The sequence below is a fragment of the Streptococcus mitis genome, from assembly GCF_005844455.1.
In the GTDB taxonomy this organism is placed as follows: Bacteria; Bacillota; Bacilli; order Lactobacillales; family Streptococcaceae; genus Streptococcus; species Streptococcus mitis_BF.
Map to the genome: position 1 here is coordinate 24139 of NZ_SPGF01000004.1, position 19811 is coordinate 43949.

General features: G+C 39.9%; 18 protein-coding genes and 1 other annotated feature. Of the genes, 17 read left to right on the plus strand and 1 reads right to left on the minus strand.

What is annotated here, in order from left to right; genetic code table 11:
* Positions 1-3: 3 nt before the first annotated feature.
* From pepF to FGQ53_RS01600, 17 genes are all read left to right on the plus strand, one after another.
* Positions 4-1806 carry an oligoendopeptidase F gene (gene pepF, locus FGQ53_RS01520; RefSeq protein WP_138335273.1) on the plus strand — a complete coding sequence of 601 codons (1803 nt, stop codon included), beginning with the start codon at positions 4-6 and terminating at the stop codon, positions 1804-1806.
* A gap of 1 nt (position 1807) precedes the next feature.
* Entirely contained in the window at positions 1808-2521 is a 714-nt protein-coding gene (locus FGQ53_RS01525; protein ID WP_138335274.1) for an O-methyltransferase, read from the plus strand.
* A gap of 66 nt (positions 2522-2587) precedes the next feature.
* On the plus strand, positions 2588-3526 hold the full coding sequence (gene prsA / locus FGQ53_RS01530) for a peptidylprolyl isomerase PrsA (RefSeq protein WP_138335275.1): 939 nt from the start codon (positions 2588-2590) through the stop codon (positions 3524-3526).
* 160 nt (positions 3527-3686) lie between these two features.
* The gene (gene ftsW, locus FGQ53_RS01535) at positions 3687-4910 is read left to right on the plus strand and encodes a cell division peptidoglycan polymerase FtsW (RefSeq protein WP_138335276.1); all 1224 of its coding nucleotides are present in this window, start codon (positions 3687-3689) and stop codon (positions 4908-4910) included.
* 24 nt (positions 4911-4934) lie between these two features.
* Complete coding sequence (gene ppc / locus FGQ53_RS01540; RefSeq protein WP_138335277.1) at positions 4935-7631, plus strand: phosphoenolpyruvate carboxylase; 2697 nt, start codon at positions 4935-4937, stop codon at positions 7629-7631.
* Positions 7632-7727: 96 nt separating this feature from the next.
* Positions 7728-7945, plus strand: a binding site (T-box leader).
* Between the two features lie 218 nt (positions 7946-8163).
* On the plus strand, positions 8164-9159 hold the full coding sequence (gene trpX / locus FGQ53_RS01545) for a tryptophan ABC transporter substrate-binding protein (protein WP_138335278.1): 996 nt from the start codon (positions 8164-8166) through the stop codon (positions 9157-9159).
* Between the two features lie 75 nt (positions 9160-9234).
* On the plus strand, positions 9235-10101 hold the full coding sequence (locus FGQ53_RS01550; RefSeq protein ID WP_138335279.1) for an ABC transporter permease: 867 nt from the start codon (positions 9235-9237) through the stop codon (positions 10099-10101).
* A complete protein-coding gene (locus tag FGQ53_RS01555; RefSeq protein ID WP_138335280.1) occupies positions 10098-10856 on the plus strand; it encodes an ABC transporter ATP-binding protein in 759 nt (252 codons plus the stop codon). Before FGQ53_RS01550 ends, FGQ53_RS01555 begins: the two co-directional genes overlap by 4 nt.
* Before the next feature lie 89 nt (positions 10857-10945).
* Entirely contained in the window at positions 10946-12706 is a 1761-nt protein-coding gene (gene dnaG, locus FGQ53_RS01560; protein WP_138335281.1) for a DNA primase, read from the plus strand.
* A 2-nt stretch (positions 12707-12708) separates the two neighbouring features.
* Entirely contained in the window at positions 12709-13818 is a 1110-nt protein-coding gene (gene rpoD / locus FGQ53_RS01565) for an RNA polymerase sigma factor RpoD (protein ID WP_004259586.1), read from the plus strand.
* Positions 13819-13831: 13 nt separating this feature from the next.
* Complete coding sequence (locus FGQ53_RS01570; protein WP_000331929.1) at positions 13832-14161, plus strand: metal-sulfur cluster assembly factor; 330 nt, start codon at positions 13832-13834, stop codon at positions 14159-14161.
* Between the two features lie 115 nt (positions 14162-14276).
* Positions 14277-15320: an alpha-galactosylglucosyldiacylglycerol synthase gene (gene cpoA, locus FGQ53_RS01575; RefSeq protein WP_171019056.1), complete on the plus strand. Its 1044-nt coding sequence runs from the start codon at positions 14277-14279 to the stop codon at positions 15318-15320.
* Positions 15321-15335: 15 nt separating this feature from the next.
* The gene (locus FGQ53_RS01580; protein ID WP_138335282.1) at positions 15336-16661 is read left to right on the plus strand and encodes a glycosyltransferase family 4 protein; all 1326 of its coding nucleotides are present in this window, start codon (positions 15336-15338) and stop codon (positions 16659-16661) included.
* 29 nt (positions 16662-16690) lie between these two features.
* On the plus strand, positions 16691-16867 hold the full coding sequence (locus FGQ53_RS01585; RefSeq protein ID WP_138335306.1) for a PspC domain-containing protein: 177 nt from the start codon (positions 16691-16693) through the stop codon (positions 16865-16867).
* A gap of 58 nt (positions 16868-16925) precedes the next feature.
* Positions 16926-17060 carry a DUF4044 domain-containing protein gene (locus FGQ53_RS01590; RefSeq protein ID WP_000863855.1) on the plus strand — a complete coding sequence of 45 codons (135 nt, stop codon included), beginning with the start codon at positions 16926-16928 and terminating at the stop codon, positions 17058-17060.
* Between the two features lie 63 nt (positions 17061-17123).
* On the plus strand, positions 17124-18434 hold the full coding sequence (gene obgE / locus FGQ53_RS01595; protein WP_138335283.1) for a GTPase ObgE: 1311 nt from the start codon (positions 17124-17126) through the stop codon (positions 18432-18434).
* Between the two features lie 9 nt (positions 18435-18443).
* Positions 18444-18602: a hypothetical protein gene (locus FGQ53_RS01600; protein ID WP_001808548.1), complete on the plus strand. Its 159-nt coding sequence runs from the start codon at positions 18444-18446 to the stop codon at positions 18600-18602.
* Between the two features lie 400 nt (positions 18603-19002).
* Here the strand turns inward: FGQ53_RS01600 and FGQ53_RS01605 are convergent.
* A protein-coding gene (locus FGQ53_RS01605; protein ID WP_138335284.1) for an IS5 family transposase occupies positions 19003-19808 on the minus strand; the annotation gives its coding sequence in 2 pieces (ribosomal slippage) (positions 19003-19431 and positions 19434-19808; 804 coding nt in all).
* Positions 19809-19811 lie beyond the last annotated feature (3 nt).

A 19811-nucleotide genomic window follows, 5' to 3' on the forward strand; every position in this document is an offset into this window, starting at 1 on the left:
CTAATGGTATTACAAAGACATGAAATAAATGAAAAAGATACATGGGATCTATCAACGATTTACCCAACTGACCAGTCTTGGGAAGAAGCCTTAAAAGATTTAACAGAACAATTGGAGACAGTGGCCCAGTATGAAGGTCATCTCTTGGATAGTGCGGATAGCCTACTCGAAATCACTGAATTTTCTCTTGAAATGGAACGCCAGATGGAGAAGCTTTACGTTTATGCTCATATGAAAAATGACCAGGACACACGTGAAGCAAAGTATCAAGAGTACTATGCCAAGGCAATGACTCTTTATAGCCAACTAGACCAAGCCTTTTCATTCTATGAACCTGAATTTATGGAGATTAGCGAAAAGCAGTATGCTGATTTTTTAGAGGCTCAACCAAAATTGCAGGTTTATCAACACTATTTTGACAAGCTTTTGCAAGGCAAGGATCACGTTCTTTCACAACGCGAAGAAGAATTATTGGCTGGCGCTGGAGAAATCTTTGGTTCGGCAAGTGAAACCTTCGCTATCCTGGACAATGCGGATATTGTATTCCCTTATGTCCTCGACGATGATGGTAAGGAAGTGCAGCTCTCTCATGGGACTTACACACGTTTGATGGAATCTAAAAATCGTGAGGTGCGCCGTGGTGCTTATCAAGCCCTTTATGCGACTTATGAACAATTCCAACACACTTATGCCAAAACCTTGCAAACCAATGTTAAGGTGCAAAACTATCGTGCCAAAGTTCGTAACTATAAGAGTGCTCGTCATGCAGCCCTAGCGGCCAATTTTGTTCCAGAGAGTGTTTATGACAATTTGGTAGCAGCAGTTCGCAAGCATTTACCACTCTTGCATCGTTATCTTGAGCTTCGTTCAAAAATCTTGGGGATTTCAGACCTCAAGATGTACGATGTCTACACACCGCTTTCATCTGTTGAATACAGTTTCACCTACCAAGAAGCCTTGAAAAAGGCAGAAAAGGCCTTGGCAGTCTTGGGTGAGGATTACTTGAGCCGTGTTAAACGTGCCTTCAGTGAGCGTTGGATTGATGTTTACGAAAATCAAGGTAAGCGTTCAGGTGCCTACTCTGGCGGTTCTTACGATACCAATGCCTTTATGCTCCTTAACTGGCAGGACAATCTAGACAATCTCTTTACCCTTGTCCATGAAACAGGTCACAGTATGCACTCAAGCTATACTCGTGAAACGCAGCCTTATGTTTACGGAGATTATTCTATCTTCTTGGCTGAGATTGCCTCAACTACTAATGAAAATATCTTGACGGAGAAATTGTTGGAAGAAGTGGAAGACGATGCAACACGCTTTGCTATTCTCAATAACTTCCTAGATGGTTTCCGTGGAACAGTTTTCCGCCAAACTCAATTTGCTGAGTTTGAACACGCTATCCACCAAGCGGATCAAAATGGGGAAGTCTTGACAAGTGATTTCCTAAATAAACTCTACGCAGACTTGAACCAAGAGTATTATGGTTTGAGTAAGGAAGACAATCCTGAAATCCAATACGAGTGGGCTCGCATTCCACACTTCTACTATAACTACTATGTATATCAATATTCAACAGGTTTTGCAGCAGCCTCAGCCTTGGCTGAAAAAATTGTTCATGGTAGTCAAGAAGACCGTGACCGCTATATCGACTACCTCAAGGCTGGTAAATCTGACTATCCACTTAATGTCATGAGAAAAGCTGGTGTTGATATGGAGAAGGAAGACTACCTCAACGATGCCTTTGCAGTCTTTGAACGTCGTTTAAATGAGTTTGAAGCTCTTGTTGAAAAATTAGGATTAGCATAAAATGGTTGAATCATATAGTAAAAACGCCAACCATAACATGCGTCGTCCTGTTGTCAAAGAAGAAATTGTAGACTTGATGCGCCAGCGTCAAAAGCAAGTCACAGGTTCTTTGAAAGAATTGGAAGATTTTGCCCGAAAGGAAAATATTCCCATTATTCCCCATGAAACGGTTGCTTATTTCCGTTTTCTCATGGAAACCATACAACCTAAAAACATTCTGGAAATTGGGACGGCTATCGGTTTTTCAGCTCTCTTGATGGCGGAACATGCGCCAGATGCTAAGATTACAACCATTGACCGCAATCCAGAAATGATTGGATTTGCCAAGGAAAATTTTGCCAAGTTTGACAGTCGCAAGCAAATTATTCTCCTAGAAGGAGATGCGGTAGATGTCTTATCAACCCTGACAGAGTCTTATGATTTCGTCTTTATGGATTCTGCCAAGTCTAAATACATCGTCTTTCTGCCAGAAATCCTCAAACATTTGGAAGTCGGTGGTGTGGTTGTCCTGGATGATATTTTCCAAGGTGGTGATGTTGCCAAGGACATTATGGAAGTTCGTCGAGGTCAGCGAACTATTTACAGAGGACTTCAAAGGCTATTTGATGCAACCTTAGATAATCCAGGACTCACCGCAACACTAGTTCCTCTGGGAGACGGCATTCTCATGCTTCGTAAAAATGTAGCAGATGTTCAATTGCCTGACAGCGAATAATTTTCAGAAAAATTTAAGAAAATATAGTAAAATAGATAGGGTAACACTTATCTCAAAGGAGTAGACATGAAGAAAAAACTATTGGCAGGTGCCATTACACTATTATCAGTAGCAACTTTAGCAGCTTGTTCGAAAGGTTCAGAAGGAGCAGACCTTATCAGCATGAAAGGGGATGTCATTACAGAACATCAATTTTATGAGCAAGTGAAAAGCAACCCTTCAGCCCAACAAGTGTTGTTGAACTTGACCATCCAAAAAGTATTTGAGAAACAATACGGTTCAGAAGTAGATGACAAAGAAGTCAATGACACGATTGCAGAAGAAGAAAAACAATATGGTGAAAACTACCAACGTGTCTTGTCACAAGCAGGGATGACGATTGAAACACGTAAAGCTCAGATTCGTACAAGCAAATTAGTTGAGTTGGCAGTTAAGAAGGCAGCAGAAGCTGAATTGACAGATGATGCCTATAAGAAAGCCTTTGACGAGTACACTCCAGATGTAACGGCTCAAATCATCCGTTTGGACAATGAAGACAAGGCCAAAGAAATTCTTGAAAAAGCTAAGGCTAGTGATGCAGACTTTGCTCAATTAGCTAAAGATAACTCAACTGATGAGAAAACCAAAGCGAACGGTGGAGAAATCACCTTTGATTCTGCTTCAACAGAAGTGCCAGAACAAGTTAAGAAAGCGGCATTTGCTCTAGATGTAAACGGTGTTTCTGATGTGATCACAGCCACTGGCACACAAGCTTACAGTAGCCAATATTACATTGTAAAACTCACTAAGAAAACAGAAAAATCATCTAATCTTGATGACTATAAAGAAAAATTAAAAACTGTTATCTTGACTCAAAAACAAAATGATTCAACATTTGTTCAAAGCATTATCGGAAAAGAATTACAAGCAGCTAATATCAAGGTTAAAGATCAAGCCTTCCAAAATATCTTTACCCAATATATCGGTGGTGGAGATTCAAGCTCAAGCAGTTCATCAAAAGAATAAAACAGAAAAGGGCAAGTGCTCTTTTTCTTATGATAAAAATGGTCTATCTGATGGATAATAGTTTTTTTCTTTCGGAAAAAATGGTATAATAGCAATCAAAACTAGAAAACAAACGGAATTTGGGAAGCAATTGTGTTGTTCTCATTAGATTGGTGATACTATGAAGATTAGTAAAAGGCACCTATTAAATTATTCTATTCTAGTTCCTTACTTACTTTTATCTATTTTGGGCTTGATTGTGGTTTATTCGACAACCAGTGCTATTTTAATTCAAGAAGGCCAAAGTGCACTGCAATTGGTCCGAAGTCAGGGACTATTTTGGATATTTAGTTTGATACTGATTGCCTTGATATATAAGTTGAAACTGAATTTTTTAAGAAATGAACGTCTTTTATTTATTGTTATGTTTGTTGAGCTGATTCTATTGGCTTTGGCTCGTTTGATTGGTATTCCTGTCAATGGAGCCTATGGCTGGATTTCTGTAGGACCTTTGACCATTCAGCCAGCCGAATACTTGAAAATTATTATTATTTGGTATCTAGCAAATAAATTTTCCAAACAACAAGAGGATATAGCTATTTATGATTTTCAAGTTTTGACGCAGAATCAGTGGCTTCCTCGTGCGTTTAATGACTGGCGCTTTGTTCTCTTTGTACTGATTGGGAGCCTTGCTATTTTCCCAGATTTGGGGAATGCTTCTATTTTAGCTTTGGTTGCCTTGATTATGTATACGATTAGTGGTATCGCTTATAGATGGTTTATTGCCTTTTTGGGAATTTTGGTGGGAGTTTCTGCCCTATCCTTATCACTGATTTCTTTTATAGGGGTTGATAAATTTTCAAAAATTCCAGTATTTGGTTATGTAGCCAAGCGTTTCAGTGCCTACTTTAATCCCTTTGCCGATTTGGCAGGAGCAGGGCACCAACTTGCAAATTCCTACTTTGCCATGGTAAATGGTGGTTGGTTTGGTCTAGGTTTAGGAAATTCAATTGAAAAACGTGGCTATTTACCAGAGGCCCATACAGATTTTGTATTTTCAATTGTCATTGAAGAATTTGGCTTTGTGGGAGCCAGCTTGATTTTGTCACTTGTCTTTTTCCTTATTTTACGAATTATCTTAGTAGGTATTCGTGCTAAGAATCCCTTTAATTCCATGATGGCGATTGGAGTTGGGGGGATGATGTTGGTACAGGTCTTTGTTAATATCGGTGGAATTTCTGGTATTATTCCTTCAACAGGAGTTACCTTTCCTTTCTTATCGCAAGGAGGGAATAGTCTTCTGGTCTTGTCTGTAGCCATCGCCTTTGTCTTAAATATTGATGCAAGTGAAAAGCGTGCTCAATTGTATGAGGAGTTAGAAGCTCACTCCTCAAACTATATGTAGAGCTGATAGTGGAAAGGATTACCTATGTCTCTTCAAAAATTAGAAAACTATAGTAATAAAGCTGTCGTGCAAGAAGAAGTATTGATTTTAACAGAATTGTTAGAAGATATCACTAAAAATATGCTTGCTCCAGCGACTTTTGAAAAAATCATGCAGTTGAAGGAATTATCAACTCAAGAAGATTATCAAGGCTTGAACCAATTGGTTACTAGTCTGTCAAATGATGAAATGGCTTATATTTCACGCTATTTCTCTATCTTGCCCCTCTTGATTAATATTTCAGAAGATGTGGATTTGGCTTATGAAATCAACCACCAAAATAATATCGATCAAGATTATCTTGGGAAATTATCAGCAACTATCAAAATGGTTGCTGAAAAAGAAAATGCGGTTGAAATTCTTGAACACTTGAATGTTGTCCCTGTTTTGACAGCCCATCCAACACAAGTGCAACGTAAGAGTATGTTGGATTTGACCAACCATATCCATACCCTCTTGCGTAAGTATCGTGATGTGAAATTAGGCTTGATTAATAAGGAAAAATGGCATAATGATCTCCGTCGTTACATTGAGATTATCATGCAGACAGATATGATTCGTGAAAAGAAATTGAAAGTAACCAATGAAATTACGAATGTCATGGAATACTACAATAGTTCATTCCTGAAGGCAGTTCCTCATTTGACTGCTGAGTACAAGCGTCTGGCTAAAAAACACGGCTTGGAGTTGAAACATCCTAAACCAATTACCATGGGAATGTGGATTGGTGGAGACCGTGATGGTAATCCTTTTGTTACAGCAGATACCTTGAAACAATCTGCTATGACTCAGTGTGAAGTCATCATGAACTACTATGATGAAAAGATTTACCAACTTTATCGTGAATTCTCTCTCTCAACCAGTATTGTCAATGTGAGCAAGCAAGTCAGAGAAATGGCTCGTCAATCCAAGGATAATTCTATTTACCGTGAAAAAGAGCTTTACCGTCGTGCCTTGTTTGATATTCAATCAAAAATCCAAGCAACTAAAGCTTATCTGATTGAGGATAAGGAAGTTGGTGCTCGCTATGAAACAGCCAATGATTTTTATAAGGATTTGATTACTATTCGAGATTCCCTCTTGGAAAATAAGGGTGAAGCACTGATTTCTGGTGATTTTGTTGAGTTGATCCAGGCAGTTGAAATTTTTGGTTTCTATTTGGCATCTATTGATATGCGTCAAGATTCTAGTGTTCATGAGGCCTGTGTAGCAGAACTCTTAAAATCAGCAGGAATTCATTCTCGTTATAGCGAACTAAGTGAAGAAGAAAAATGCCAGCTTCTATTGAAAGAATTGGAGGAAGATCCACGTATTCTTTCTGCTACTCATGTTGAAAAATCAGAGTTACTTGAAAAAGAATTGGCCATCTTTAAAGCTGCTCGTAAGTTGAAAGATAAGTTGGGTGATGATGTTATTCGTCAAACCATTATTTCACATGCAACCAGCGTATCAGACATGCTGGAATTGGCTATCTTGCTAAAAGAAGTAGGGCTAGTTGATAAAGAAAGAGCCCGTGTCCAAATCGTTCCTCTTTTTGAAACAATCGAGGACTTGGATCACTCAGAAGAAACTATGAGAGAATACCTTTCTCTTCCTCTTGCTAAGAAATGGATTGCTTCACGTAATAACTACCAAGAAATCATGCTTGGTTACTCTGATAGTAATAAAGATGGTGGCTACCTATCATCATGTTGGACCCTCTACAAGGCTCAACAACAATTGACTGCTATTGGAGATGAATTTGGCGTGAAGGTTACCTTCTTCCATGGCCGTGGTGGGACTGTCGGTCGTGGTGGTGGACCAACCTATGAAGCCATCACATCTCAACCGCTCAAGTCTATCAAGGATCGTATCCGTTTGACGGAGCAGGGTGAAGTAATTGGGAATAAATACGGTAACAAAGACGCTGCTTACTATAACCTTGAAATGCTGGTTTCAGCGGCCATTAACCGTATGATTACTCAGAAGAAGAGTGATACCAATACCTCAAATCGTTATGAAGCTATTATGGACCAAGTGGTGGACCGTAGTTACGATATCTACCGTGATTTGGTCTTTGGTAATGACCATTTCTATGATTATTTCTTTGAGTCAAGTCCAATCAAGGCTATTTCAAGCTTTAATATCGGTTCACGTCCAGCCGCTCGTAAGACAATCACTGAAATTGGTGGTTTGCGTGCCATTCCATGGGTGTTCTCATGGTCGCAAAGTCGTGTTATGTTTCCTGGCTGGTATGGTGTCGGATCAAGCTTCAAAGAATTTATTGATAAAAATCCAGAGAACATCGCTATTCTACGAGATATGTACCAAAATTGGCCTTTCTTCCAGTCACTTCTTTCAAATGTTGACATGGTCTTGTCAAAATCAAATATGAATATTGCTTTTGAATATGCCAAACTTTGTGAAGATGATCAAGTAAAAGCAATTTATGAGACTATTCTAAATGAATGGCAAGTTACCAAGGAAGTCATCTTGGCTATCGAAGGTTATGATGAACTCTTGGCTGAAAATCCATATTTAAAAGCAAGTTTGGATTACCGTATGCCTTACTTTAATATCCTCAACTATATCCAGTTGGAGTTGATTAAACGTCAACGCCGAGGAGAATTATCAAGCGATCAAGAAAAATTGATCCATACAACCATCAACGGAATTGCAACAGGATTGCGTAATTCAGGTTGATACCTATCAAGCTTCCTCTTTTCTATAGGGGAAGTTTTTGAATATTTCAAAAAAATTCTCAAAGAGTCTTGACAAGTAGTTGAAAAATGATATAATTTAACCATTCAGAAAAGTAATCATACAAACTTTGTAGAGAGTCTGTGGTAGCTGAAAGCAGATAAGTGATGATGATGAAAATTGGGCTGAATGTTATGTAGAATTTGAAATCATAAAAATTCGGTGAGCACACCTTACAGTGCATCTCGTTATTGCGAGACAGAGCGATAGGGAAATTCCCTATAATTGAGGTGGTACCGCGCATCGACGTCCTCACACAAGTTTTTTTGTGTGGGGACTTTTTTGATGGAGGTTAGTATGGAAAGAAAACGATGGCGTCGCTTGTTTATACTCAATGAAAATCAAAGTACAAACTAGGAAGCTAGCCGCAGGCTGTACTTGAGTACGGCAAGGTGAAGCTAACGTGGTTTGAAGAGATTTTCGAAGAGTATTAGATAAGTGAAGTATGTTAAAGGAAATAAAAAGGAGAAATAGAATGAAAAATAAACGTTTAATTGGAATTATCGCTGCATTAGCAGTCTTAGTAGCAGGAAGCTTGATTTACTCTTCAATGAATAAACCAGAAACTAAGAATGAGAAGAAAGTTGCCAAAGTTGGTGTCCTTCAGTTTGTGAGCCATCCATCTCTTGATTTGATTTATAAAGGGATTCAAGATGGACTTGCAGAGGAAGGGTATAAAGATGATCAAGTTAAAATCGATTTTATGAACTCAGAAGGTGACCAAAGTAAGGTTGCGACAATGAGTAAACAGTTGGTTGCAAATGGGAATGACCTTGTGGTTGGTATTGCAACACCAGCTGCTCAAGGTTTGGCTAGTGCAACAAAAGACCTACCGGTTATCATGGCTGCTATTACAGACCCAATCGGTGCTAACTTGGTTAAAGATTTGAAAAAACCAGGTGGCAACATTACAGGGGTATCTGACCACAACCCAGCTCAACAACAAGTTGAACTCATCAAGGCTTTGACACCAAATGTGAAAACAATCGGTGCTCTTTACTCAAGCAGTGAAGATAATTCAAAAACACAGGTAGAAGAATTTAAAGCTTATGCTGAAAAAGCAGGTTTGACAGTGGAAACATTTGCAGTTCCTTCAACAAATGAAATTGCTTCAACAGTTAACGTTATGACTAGCAAGGTTGATGCTATCTGGGTTCCAATTGATAACACTATTGCTTCAGCCTTCTCAACTGTTGTATCAAGCAACCAATCAGCTAAAAAACCAATCTACCCAAGCGCAACTGCCATGGTAGAAGCAGGTGCTTTGGCGTCCGTTGTAGTTGACCAACATGACCTTGGTGTGGCAACTGGTAAAATGATTGCTCAAGTTTTGAAAGGTGCAAAACCAGCTGATACACCAGTCAATGTCTTTTCAACTGGTAAGTCAGTGATCAACAAAAAATTGGCACAAGAACTAGGTATTACTATTCCTGAATCTGTTCTAAAAGAAGCAGGACAAGTGATTGAATAATCTGTAATGGAGGAGTTGGGGACATCTCCTCCAATTTTTTACAATAGAAATCGTATAGAAAAGGTTAAGAAACAGATGATATTATCTATTATTTCTCAAGGATTTGTCTGGGCTATTTTAGGTCTGGGAATCTTTATGACATTTAGGATTTTAAACTTTCCAGATATGACGACAGAAGGTTCTTTCCCTCTTGGGGGAGCTGTTGCTGTCACTCTGATAACCAAAGGTGTAAATCCCTTTTTAGCGACACTTGTTGCTGTAGGAGCAGGTTGTTTGGCTGGAATGGCAGCAGGTCTTCTTTATACAAAAGGGAAGATTCCAACCTTGCTCTCAGGAATTTTGGTGATGACATCTTGTCACTCTATCATGCTCTTGATTATGGGACGTGCCAATTTAGGCTTGCTTGGAACTAAGCAAATTCAGGATGTCTTACCTTTTGATTCAGATTTGAACCAACTCTTTACAGGTCTTATCTTTGTCAGTCTTGTCATTGCTCTCATGATCTTTTTCTTGGACACTAAACTTGGACAAGCCTATATTGCTACAGGTGACAATCCTGATATGGCTAGAAGTTTCGGAATTCATACTGGACGCATGGAGCTCATGGGTTTGGTCTTATCAAATGGTGTGATTGCCCTTGCAGGTGCCCTCATTGCCCAGCAAGAAGGCTATGCTGATGTGTCTCGAGGAATCGGGGTTATCGTTGTGGGGCTTGCAAGTTTGATTATTGGAGAAGTTATCTTCAAGAGTTTGAGCTTGGCAGAGCGTTTGGTTACCATCGTTGTAGGTTCTATCGCCTATCAATTCTTAGTATGGGCAGTTATCGCGCTTGGCTTTAACACAAGTTACCTTCGTCTATACAGTGCCGTGATTTTAGCAGTCTGCCTCATGATTCCAACATTTAAGCAAACCATCTTGAAAGGAGCCAAACTAAGCAAATGACAGCAATTGTAGAATTAAAAAATGCAACCAAAGTCGTTAAAAATGGCTTTGATGAAGAAAAGATTATTTTAAATGATGTTTCCTTAGAAATTTTTGAACAGGATTTTATCACGATTTTAGGTGGCAATGGAGCTGGTAAATCAACTCTCTTTAACACCATTGCAGGAACATTATCCTTAACCAGTGGAACCATCCGTATCTTGGGTGAAGATGTTACCAAGTTTTCACCAGAGAAGCGCGCTAAGTATCTGTCTCGTGTCTTCCAAGATCCAAAGATGGGGACAGCTCCTCGTATGACAGTCGCTGAAAATCTTTTGATTGCCAAGTTTCGTGGTGAAAAGCGTGGATTGTTACCAAGACGTCTGGCTAGCTACAAGGATGAATTTCAGGCAACTATTGAAAAAGTAGGAAACGGTCTTGAGAAACATTTGAATACACCGATTGAGTTCTTATCAGGTGGACAAAGACAGGCCTTGAGCCTCTTGATGGCAACCTTGAAGCGTCCTGAATTACTCTTGTTGGACGAGCATACTGCAGCCCTTGATCCAAAGACCAGTGTGGCCTTGATGAAATTGACAGATGAATTTGTCAAGAAGGATAAATTGACAGCACTTATGATTACTCATCATATGGAAGATGCTCTCAAATATGGCAATCGTTTGATTGTTATGAAGGAAGGTCGTATCATCCAAGATTTGAGCCAAGAAGAAAAAGCAAAAATGAAAATCTCTGATTATTATCAACTCTTTGAATAAAGTAGGGAAAACAAGTGAAATGGTTTACTTTTTTTCTGAAATAAAGTATACTATATAAAGTAAACTATGATAACATGGAGGTATTGTGTATGGTTGACAAACAAGTCATTGAAGAAATCAAAAACAATGCCAACATTGTGGAAGTCATAGGAGATGTGATTTCTTTACAAAAGGCAGGACGGAACTATCTAGGGCTCTGTCCTTTTCATGGTGAAAAAACACCTTCTTTCAACGTTGTAGAGGACAAGCAGTTTTATCACTGTTTTGGTTGTGGTCGCTCTGGAGATGTCTTTAAGTTCATCGAGGAGTACCAAGGGGTTGCCTTTATGGAGGCTGTCCAAATCTTAGGTCAGCGTGTTGGGATAGAGGTAGAAAAACCGCTTTATAATGAGCAGAAGCCAGCCTCCCCCCACCAAGCTCTTTATGATATGCACGAAGATGCTGCCAAATTTTATCATGCCATTCTCATGACAACGACCATGGGGGAAGAGGCCAGAAACTACCTTTATCAGCGTGGTTTGACAGATGAAGTGCTCAAGCATTTTCGGATTGGTTTAGCACCTCCAGAACGAAACTATCTCTATCAACGTTTGTCTGGTCAGTATCGTGAAGAGGATTTCTTGGATTCAGGATTATTTTACCTCTCGGATGCCAATCAATTTGTAGACACCTTTCATAATCGGATTATGTTTCCCTTGACCAATGATCAGGGAAAAGTCATTGCCTTCTCAGGTCGTATCTGGCAGAAAACGGATTCACAAACTTCTAAGTATAAAAATAGCAGATCGACTGCAATTTTTAACAAAAGTTACGAATTATATCATATGGATAGGGCAAAAAAATCTTCTGGTAAAGCCAGTGAGATTTACCTCATGGAAGGGTTCATGGATGTCATTGCAGCCTATCGGGCTGGAATCGAAAATGCTGTGGCGTCTATGGGTACGGCCTTGAGTCGTGAGCATGTTGAGCATCTGAAAAGGTTAACCAAGAAGTTGGTTCTTGTTTACGATGGCGATAAGGCTGGGCAAGCTGCGACATTGAAAGCCTTAGATGAAATTGGCGATATGCCTGTGCAGATCGTCAGCATGCCTGATAACTTGGATCCAGATGAGTATCTACAAAAAAATGGACCAGAAGACTTGGCCTATCTATTAACGAAAACACGTATTAGTCCGATTGAGTTTTACATTCACCAGTACAAGCCTGAAAATAGTGAAAATCTGCAGGTACAGATTGAGTTTATTGAAAAAATAGCTCCCTTGATTGTTCAAGAAAAGTCTATCACTGCTCAAAACAGCTATATTCATATTTTAGCTGACAGTCTGGCGTCCTTTGATTATGCCCAGATTGAGCAGATTGTGAATGAGAGCCGTCGGGCACAAAGGCAGAATCGCATGGAAGGAATCTCCAGACCGACGCCAATCACCATGCCTGTCACCAAGCAGTTATCGGCTATTATGAGGGCAGAAGCCCATCTACTTTATCGAATGATGGAATCTCCTCTTGTTTTGAACGATTACCGTTTGCGAGAAGATTTTGCATTTGATACACCTGAATTTCAGGTCTTATATGACTTACTTGGCCAGTATGGCAATCTTCCTCCAGAAGTTTTAGCAGAGCAGACAGAGGAAGTTGAGAGAGCTTGGTACCAAGTCTTAGCTCAGGATTTACCTGCTGAGATGTCACCGCAGGAACTTAGTGAAGTAGAGATGACTCGAAACAAGGCTCTCTTGAATCAGGACAATATGAGAATCAAAAAGAAGGTACAGGAAGCTAGCCATGTAGGAGATACAGACACAGCCTTAGAAGAATTGGAACGTTTAATTTCCCAAAAGAGAAGAATGGAGTAATAATGGCAACAAAACAAAAAGAAGTAACAACATTTGACGTACAAGTAGCAGAATTTATCCGTAATCATAAACAAAAAGGGACAGCAACTGATGATGAAATCAATGCTAGTCTAGTTATTCCTTTTACCTTGGACGCTGATGGGATTGAAGATCTCTTGCAACGAATTCAGGATGCAGGGATTTCAATTACAGATAACGAAGGAAATCCAAGTGCGCGTGTTCTTAGTGCAGAAGAAGAGCCAGAACTTAGCGATGAGGATTTGATTGGTTCAACTTCTGCTAAGGTCAATGACCCTGTCCGTATGTACTTGAAAGAAATCGGGGTCGTTCCTCTCTTGACCAATGAAGAGGAAAAAGAATTGGCACTAGCTGTTGAAGCTGGTGATATCGAAGCCAAACAACGTCTTGCGGAAGCCAACCTTCGTTTGGTTGTTTCCATTGCCAAGCGTTATGTCGGCCGTGGTATGCAGTTCCTTGACTTGATTCAAGAAGGGAACATGGGCTTGATGAAGGCGGTTGACAAGTTTGACTATTCTAAAGGATTTAAGTTCTCAACTTACGCAACGTGGTGGATTCGTCAAGCCATCACTCGTGCTATCGCGGATCAAGCTCGTACCATTCGTATCCCAGTCCACATGGTTGAAACCATTAATAAATTGGTTCGTGAACAGCGTAACCTTCTTCAAGAATTGGGACAAGATCCAACGCCTGAACAAATCGCTGAACGTATGGATATGACTCCTGACAAGGTTCGTGAAATCTTGAAGATTGCTCAAGAACCAGTATCTCTTGAAACGCCAATCGGTGAAGAGGATGATAGCCACCTTGGGGACTTTATCGAAGACGAAGTGATTGAAAATCCAGTGGACTACACAACTCGTATCGTCTTGCGTGAGCAGTTGGATGAGGTCTTGGATACTCTTACAGACCGTGAAGAAAATGTTCTACGTTTGCGTTTTGGACTAGATGATGGGAAAATGCGCACCCTTGAAGATGTTGGTAAAGTCTTTAACGTAACCCGTGAGCGTATCCGTCAGATTGAGGCTAAAGCTTTGAGAAAACTACGTCAACCAAGTCGCAGCAAACCGCTTCGTGATTTTATTGAAGACTAAGAGTGAGGAAAATATGGCTTATACAGAAGAGCAAATTGAAAACATCAAAACACGGATTTTAACAGCCTTGGAAGAAGTCATCGACCCTGAGTTGGGAATCGATATTGTCAATCTTGGTTTGATTTATGAGATTCGTTTTGATGGAGACACAGGGCAAACAGAGATTGACATGACTTTGACAACTATGGGTTGTCCCCTAGCAGACCTTTTGACGGACCAGATTTATGATGCCATGACAGAGGTGCCAGAAGTAACTGATACTGAGGTCAAATTAGTCTGGTATCCAGCCTGGACCGTTGAAAAAATGAGTCGTTATGCCCGCATTGCCCTAGGCATTAAGTAGACATATAAAAGCATGTGAGAGACCGTTGGAGAAGTGAGGAATTTTCCCCCTCTTTTCCTCTAGTCTCTCCTTTCTTTTGCTGATTTTATTCAAAGAAAATGATATAATAGTACTTATGGAAAAAAAGAAATTACGCATCAATATGTTGAGTTCAAGTGAGAAAGTAGCTGGACAAGGAGTTTCAGGTGCCTACCGTGAATTAGTTCGTCTTCTTCACCGTGATGCCAAGGACCAATTGATTGTTACTGAAAATCTACCAATTGAGGCAGATGTGACTCACTTTCATACGATTGATTTCCCTTATTATTTATCAACCTTCCAAAAGAAACGCTCAGGGAGGAAAATTGGCTATGTGCATTTCTTGCCTGATACACTTGAGGGGAGTTTGAAGATTCCATTTTTCTTAAAGGGAATTGTCAAACGCTATGTATTTTCTTTTTACAACCGGATGGAGCACTTGGTTGTGGTCAATCCTATGTTTATTGAGGATTTGGTGGCAGCTGGTATTCCACGTGAAAAAGTGACCTATATTCCTAACTTTGTCAATAAGGAAAAATGGCATCCCCTTTCACAAGAAGAGGTAGTGAGACTGCGAACAGATCTAGGTCTTAGTGAAAATCAGTTTATCGTAGTAGGAGCTGGTCAGGTTCAGAAACGCAAAGGCATTGATGACTTTATCCGTCTGGCTGAGGAATTGCCGCAAATTACCTTTATTTGGGCGGGTGGTTTCTCTTTTGGGGGCATAACAGATGGTTATGAACGCTACAAGAAAATGATGGAAACCCCCCCTAAAAATTTGATTTTTCCAGGTATTGTGTCACCAGAGCGGATGCGCGAATTGTATGCCCTAGCCGACCTTTTCTTGTTGCCTAGTTACAATGAGCTCTTTCCTATGACTATTTTAGAAGCTGCCAGTTGTGAAGCTCCTATTATGTTGCGTGATTTAGATCTTTATAAGGTGATTTTGGAGGGAAATTATCGGGCGACAGCAGATAGAGAAGAGATGAAAGAAGCTATTATGGAATATCAAGCCAATCCTGCTGCCTTAAAAGCCCTTAAAGAAAGAACTAAGAATATTTCTAGAGAGTATTCTGAAGAGCATCTGTTACAAATCTGGTTGGACTTTTATGAGAAACAAGCCGCTTTAGGGAGAAAGTAAAAAGTGAGGTAATCTATGCGAATTGGTTTATTTACAGATACCTATTTTCCTCAGGTTTCAGGTGTAGCGACCAGTATTCGAACCTTGAAAACCGAGCTTGAAAAGCAGGGGCATGCTGTTTTTATCTTTACGACGACCGATAAGGATGTCAATCGTTATGAAGATTGGCAAATTATCCGCATTCCAAGTGTTCCTTTTTTTGCTTTTAAAGATCGTCGCTTTGCCTATCGAGGCTTCAGCAAGGCGCTTGAAATTGCCAAACAGTATCAACTGGATATTATCCATACTCAGACAGAATTTTCTCTTGGCTTGTTGGGGATTTGGATTGCGCGTGAACTGAAAATTCCAGTCATCCATACTTATCACACCCAGTACGAAGACTATGTGCATTATATTGCCAAGGGGATGCTGATTCGTCCGAGTATGGTCAAGTACCTCGTCAGAGGTTTCTTGCATGATGTGGATGGGGTTATTTGCCCGAGTGAGATTGTCCGTGATTTGCTATCTGACTATAAGGTCAAGGTGGAAAAACGGGTCATTCCAACCGGGATTGAATTAGCTAAGTTTGAGCGTCCGGAAATCAAGCAGGAAAATTTGAAAGAACTGCGTAGTAAATTAGGGATTCAAGATGATGAAAAGATGTTGCTTAGTCTTTCCAGAATTTCCTATGAAAAAAATATTCAAGCGGTTTTAGCAGCCTTTGCAGAAGTTCTGAAAGAAGAAGACAAGGTCAAACTGGTAGTAGCTGGGGACGGTCCTTATCTGGATGACCTTAAAGAGCAAGCCCAGAAACTAGAGATTCAAGGCTCCGTCATCTTTACAGGGATGATTGCTCCTAGTGAGATAGCTCTTTACTATAAGGCGGCAGATTTCTTCATCTCGGCATCTACAAGTGAAACCCAAGGTTTGACCTACTTGGAAAGCTTGGCTAGTGGAACGCCTGTCATTGCACATGGAAATCCTTATCTGGACAATCTTATCAGTGATAAAATGTTTGGAACCTTGTATTACGGTGAACATGATTTAGCTGGAGCTATTCTGGAAGCCCTGATTGCAACACCAGACATGAATGAGCATACCTTATCAGAGAAGTTGTACGAGATTTCAGCTGAAAACTTTGGGAAACGAGTGCATGAGTTTTATCTGGATGCCATCATTTCAAATAACTTCCAGAAAGATTTAGCAAAAGATGATACGGTCAGTCAGCGTATTTTTAAGACAGTTTTGTATCTTCCGCAAAAGGTGGTCGCTGTACCGGTAAAAGGCTCTAGACGCATGCTGAAGGCTTCAAAAACACAGTTAATTAGCATGAGAGATTATTGGAAAGACCATGAAGAATAGAAAGAGGAACAGCTATGAAAAAACAATTAATGAGAAGTGGGCGTGACAAAAGGATCGCGGGTGTTTGTGCCGGTGTGGCTTATTATTTTGATGTGGATCCTACCATTGTTCGTGTAATATGGGGTGTTCTTGCTTTTGGTTACGGAGCAGGAATTGTAGCTTATATCATTTTATGGATTATTGCACCTGTATCAACTGACTATTGAAAACTAGCTCAATTCATGCTAAGATAATAGAAAATAGAATGTAACGAAGGAGAGAAAAATGGCATTTGGAGATAATGGAAATCGTAAAAAAACCTTGTTTGAGAAAATAACCTTGTTTATCGTGATTATCATGCTAGTAGCAAGTTTATTGGGAATTTTTGCAACTGCAATTGGTGCCCTCAGCAATCTATAAAATAGATTCAAGAAAATTTAGTGACTGGGATTTCCCAGCCCTTTTTTAAAGTGAGAAGAAATAATGAGTATGTTTTTAGATACAGCTAAGATTAAGGTCAAGGCTGGTAATGGTGGCGATGGCATGGTTGCCTTTCGTCGTGAAAAATATGTCCCTAATGGAGGTCCTTGGGGTGGTGATGGTGGTCGTGGAGGCAATGTGGTCTTCGTTGTAGACGAAGGACTACGTACCCTCATGGATTTCCGCTACAATCGCCATTTCAAGGCTGATTCCGGTGAAAAAGGAATGACCAAAGGGATGCATGGTCGTGGTGCCGAGGACCTTAGAGTTCGAGTGCCACAAGGTACAACTGTTCGTGATGCAGAGACAGGCAAGGTCTTGACAGATTTGATTGAACACGGGCAAGAATTTATCGTAGCCCATGGTGGTCGTGGTGGACGTGGAAATATCCGCTTTGCGACACCAAAAAATCCTGCACCGGAAATCTCTGAAAATGGAGAACCAGGTCAGGAACGTGAGTTACAATTAGAACTAAAAATCCTTGCGGATGTCGGTTTAGTAGGATTTCCATCTGTTGGGAAATCAACACTTCTAAGTGTTATCACCTCAGCTAAACCTAAAATTGGTGCCTACCACTTTACCACTATCGTGCCAAATCTTGGTATGGTTCGTACCCAATCAGGTGAATCCTTTGCAGTAGCCGACTTGCCAGGTTTGATTGAAGGGGCTAGTCAAGGTGTTGGTTTGGGAACTCAGTTCCTCCGTCACATTGAGCGTACACGTGTCATCCTCCACATCATTGATATGTCAGCTAGTGAAGGCCGTGATCCTTATGAGGACTACCTAGCGATCAATAAAGAGCTGGAGTCATATAATCTTCGTCTCATGGAGCGTCCACAGATTATCGTAGCCAACAAAATGGACATGCCTGAAAGTCAGGAAAATCTTGAAGAATTCAAGAAAAAATTGGCTGAAAACTACGATGAATTTGAAGAGTTACCAGCTATCTTCCCGATTTCTGGTTTGACCAAGCAAGGTCTGGCAACGCTCTTGGATGCTACAGCTGAATTGTTAGACAAGACACCAGAATTCTTGCTCTACGACGAGTCAGATATGGAAGAAGAAGCTTACTACGGATTTGACGAGGAAGAAAAAGCCTTTGAAATTAGTCGTGATGACGATGCGACATGGGTGCTTTCTGGTGAAAAACTCATGAAACTCTTTAATATGACCAACTTTGATCGTGACGAATCAGTTATGAAATTTGCCCGCCAATTACGTGGTATGGGGGCTGATGAAGCCCTTCGTGCGCGTGGAGCTAAAGATGGTGACTTGGTCCGCATTGGTAAATTTGAGTTTGAATTTGTAGACTAGGAGACTGGTATGGGAGATAAACCGATATCTTTCCGAGATGCGGATGGTAATTTTGTTTCCGCCGCAGACGTTTGGAATGAAAAGAAATTGGAAGAACTATTTAATCGTCTCAATCCAAATCGTGCCCTGAGGTTGGCACGAACTAAAAAAGAAAATCCATCACAGTAAAGAAGATAAAACTCCAATTATCAGTCAAGTTAACTGTAACAAATAGAAGCTAAGATCGAGAAAGGGCAAAGTTTGTCCTTTCTTTTACTTGTAAATTATAATATAGTGGATTGAAACTAGAGCAGTACACTACGGCTGCTAAAATATTTCTAGGAATTAATTAGGAAAATAAAATTAATTTCTAGAAATATTTTAACAGTTATAACGTACTATTCCAGATTCAATCTACTGTATTGTCCTATTCTAGCTTTAAGACACTATAGTAGATTGAAATAAGATGTGAACAAAGTGATTGAGAAAGTCAATTTTTTCTAGAAATGTTTTAGCAACTGTAATGTGCTATTCTAGATTCAATACGCTATATATTTTTTGAAAGTTCTATAATAGACTTCCTGCGAAACTAAAATCCTAGTTCACGGTTGATAATTCCAGCAATCAAATTCATTCGTAATCCAAACCGTTTGCGTCGATTTCGATAGGTTGTTGAAAATATTTTAAACGTTTTTACTTTGGCAAAAATATTCTCAACCTTGATTCTCTCTTTAGATAGCGCATGGTTATAGGCTTTATCTTCAAGAGTTAGTGGCTTAAGTTTGCTTGATTTCCTCGGAGTTTGCGCTTGTGAATACATCTTCATGAGTCCTTGATAACCACTGTCTGCCAAGATTTTACCAGCTTGTCCGATATTTCTGCGACTCATTTTGAACAACTTCATATCGTGGTAATAGTTCACAGCGATATCCAAAGAAACAATTCTCCCTTGGCTTGTGACAATCGCTTGAGCCTTCATAGCATGATATTTCTTTTTACCAGAATAATTGGCTAGTTGATTTTTTTAGGACGATTGATTTTTACCTCTGTTGCATCCACAATCACCGTATCCTCAGCACTAAGATGAGTTTTTGAAATCGTAAAACCACTTTGAATAAGAGTTGATTCAACCCATTGACTCCGACGGATTAAGTTGCTTTCGTGAATGCCAAAATCAGCCGCAATTTGTTCATAAGTACGGTATTCTCGCATGTATTGAAGAGTAGCCATGAGGAAATCTTCTAAGCTTAACTTGGGAGTTCGTCCACCTTTTGCGTGTTTATGTTGATAAGCTGTTTTTAACACAGCTAACATCTCTTCAAAAGTAGTGCGCTGAACACCAACAAGGCGCTTAAATCGTACATCAGTTAATTGTTTGCTTGCTTCATAATTCATAGA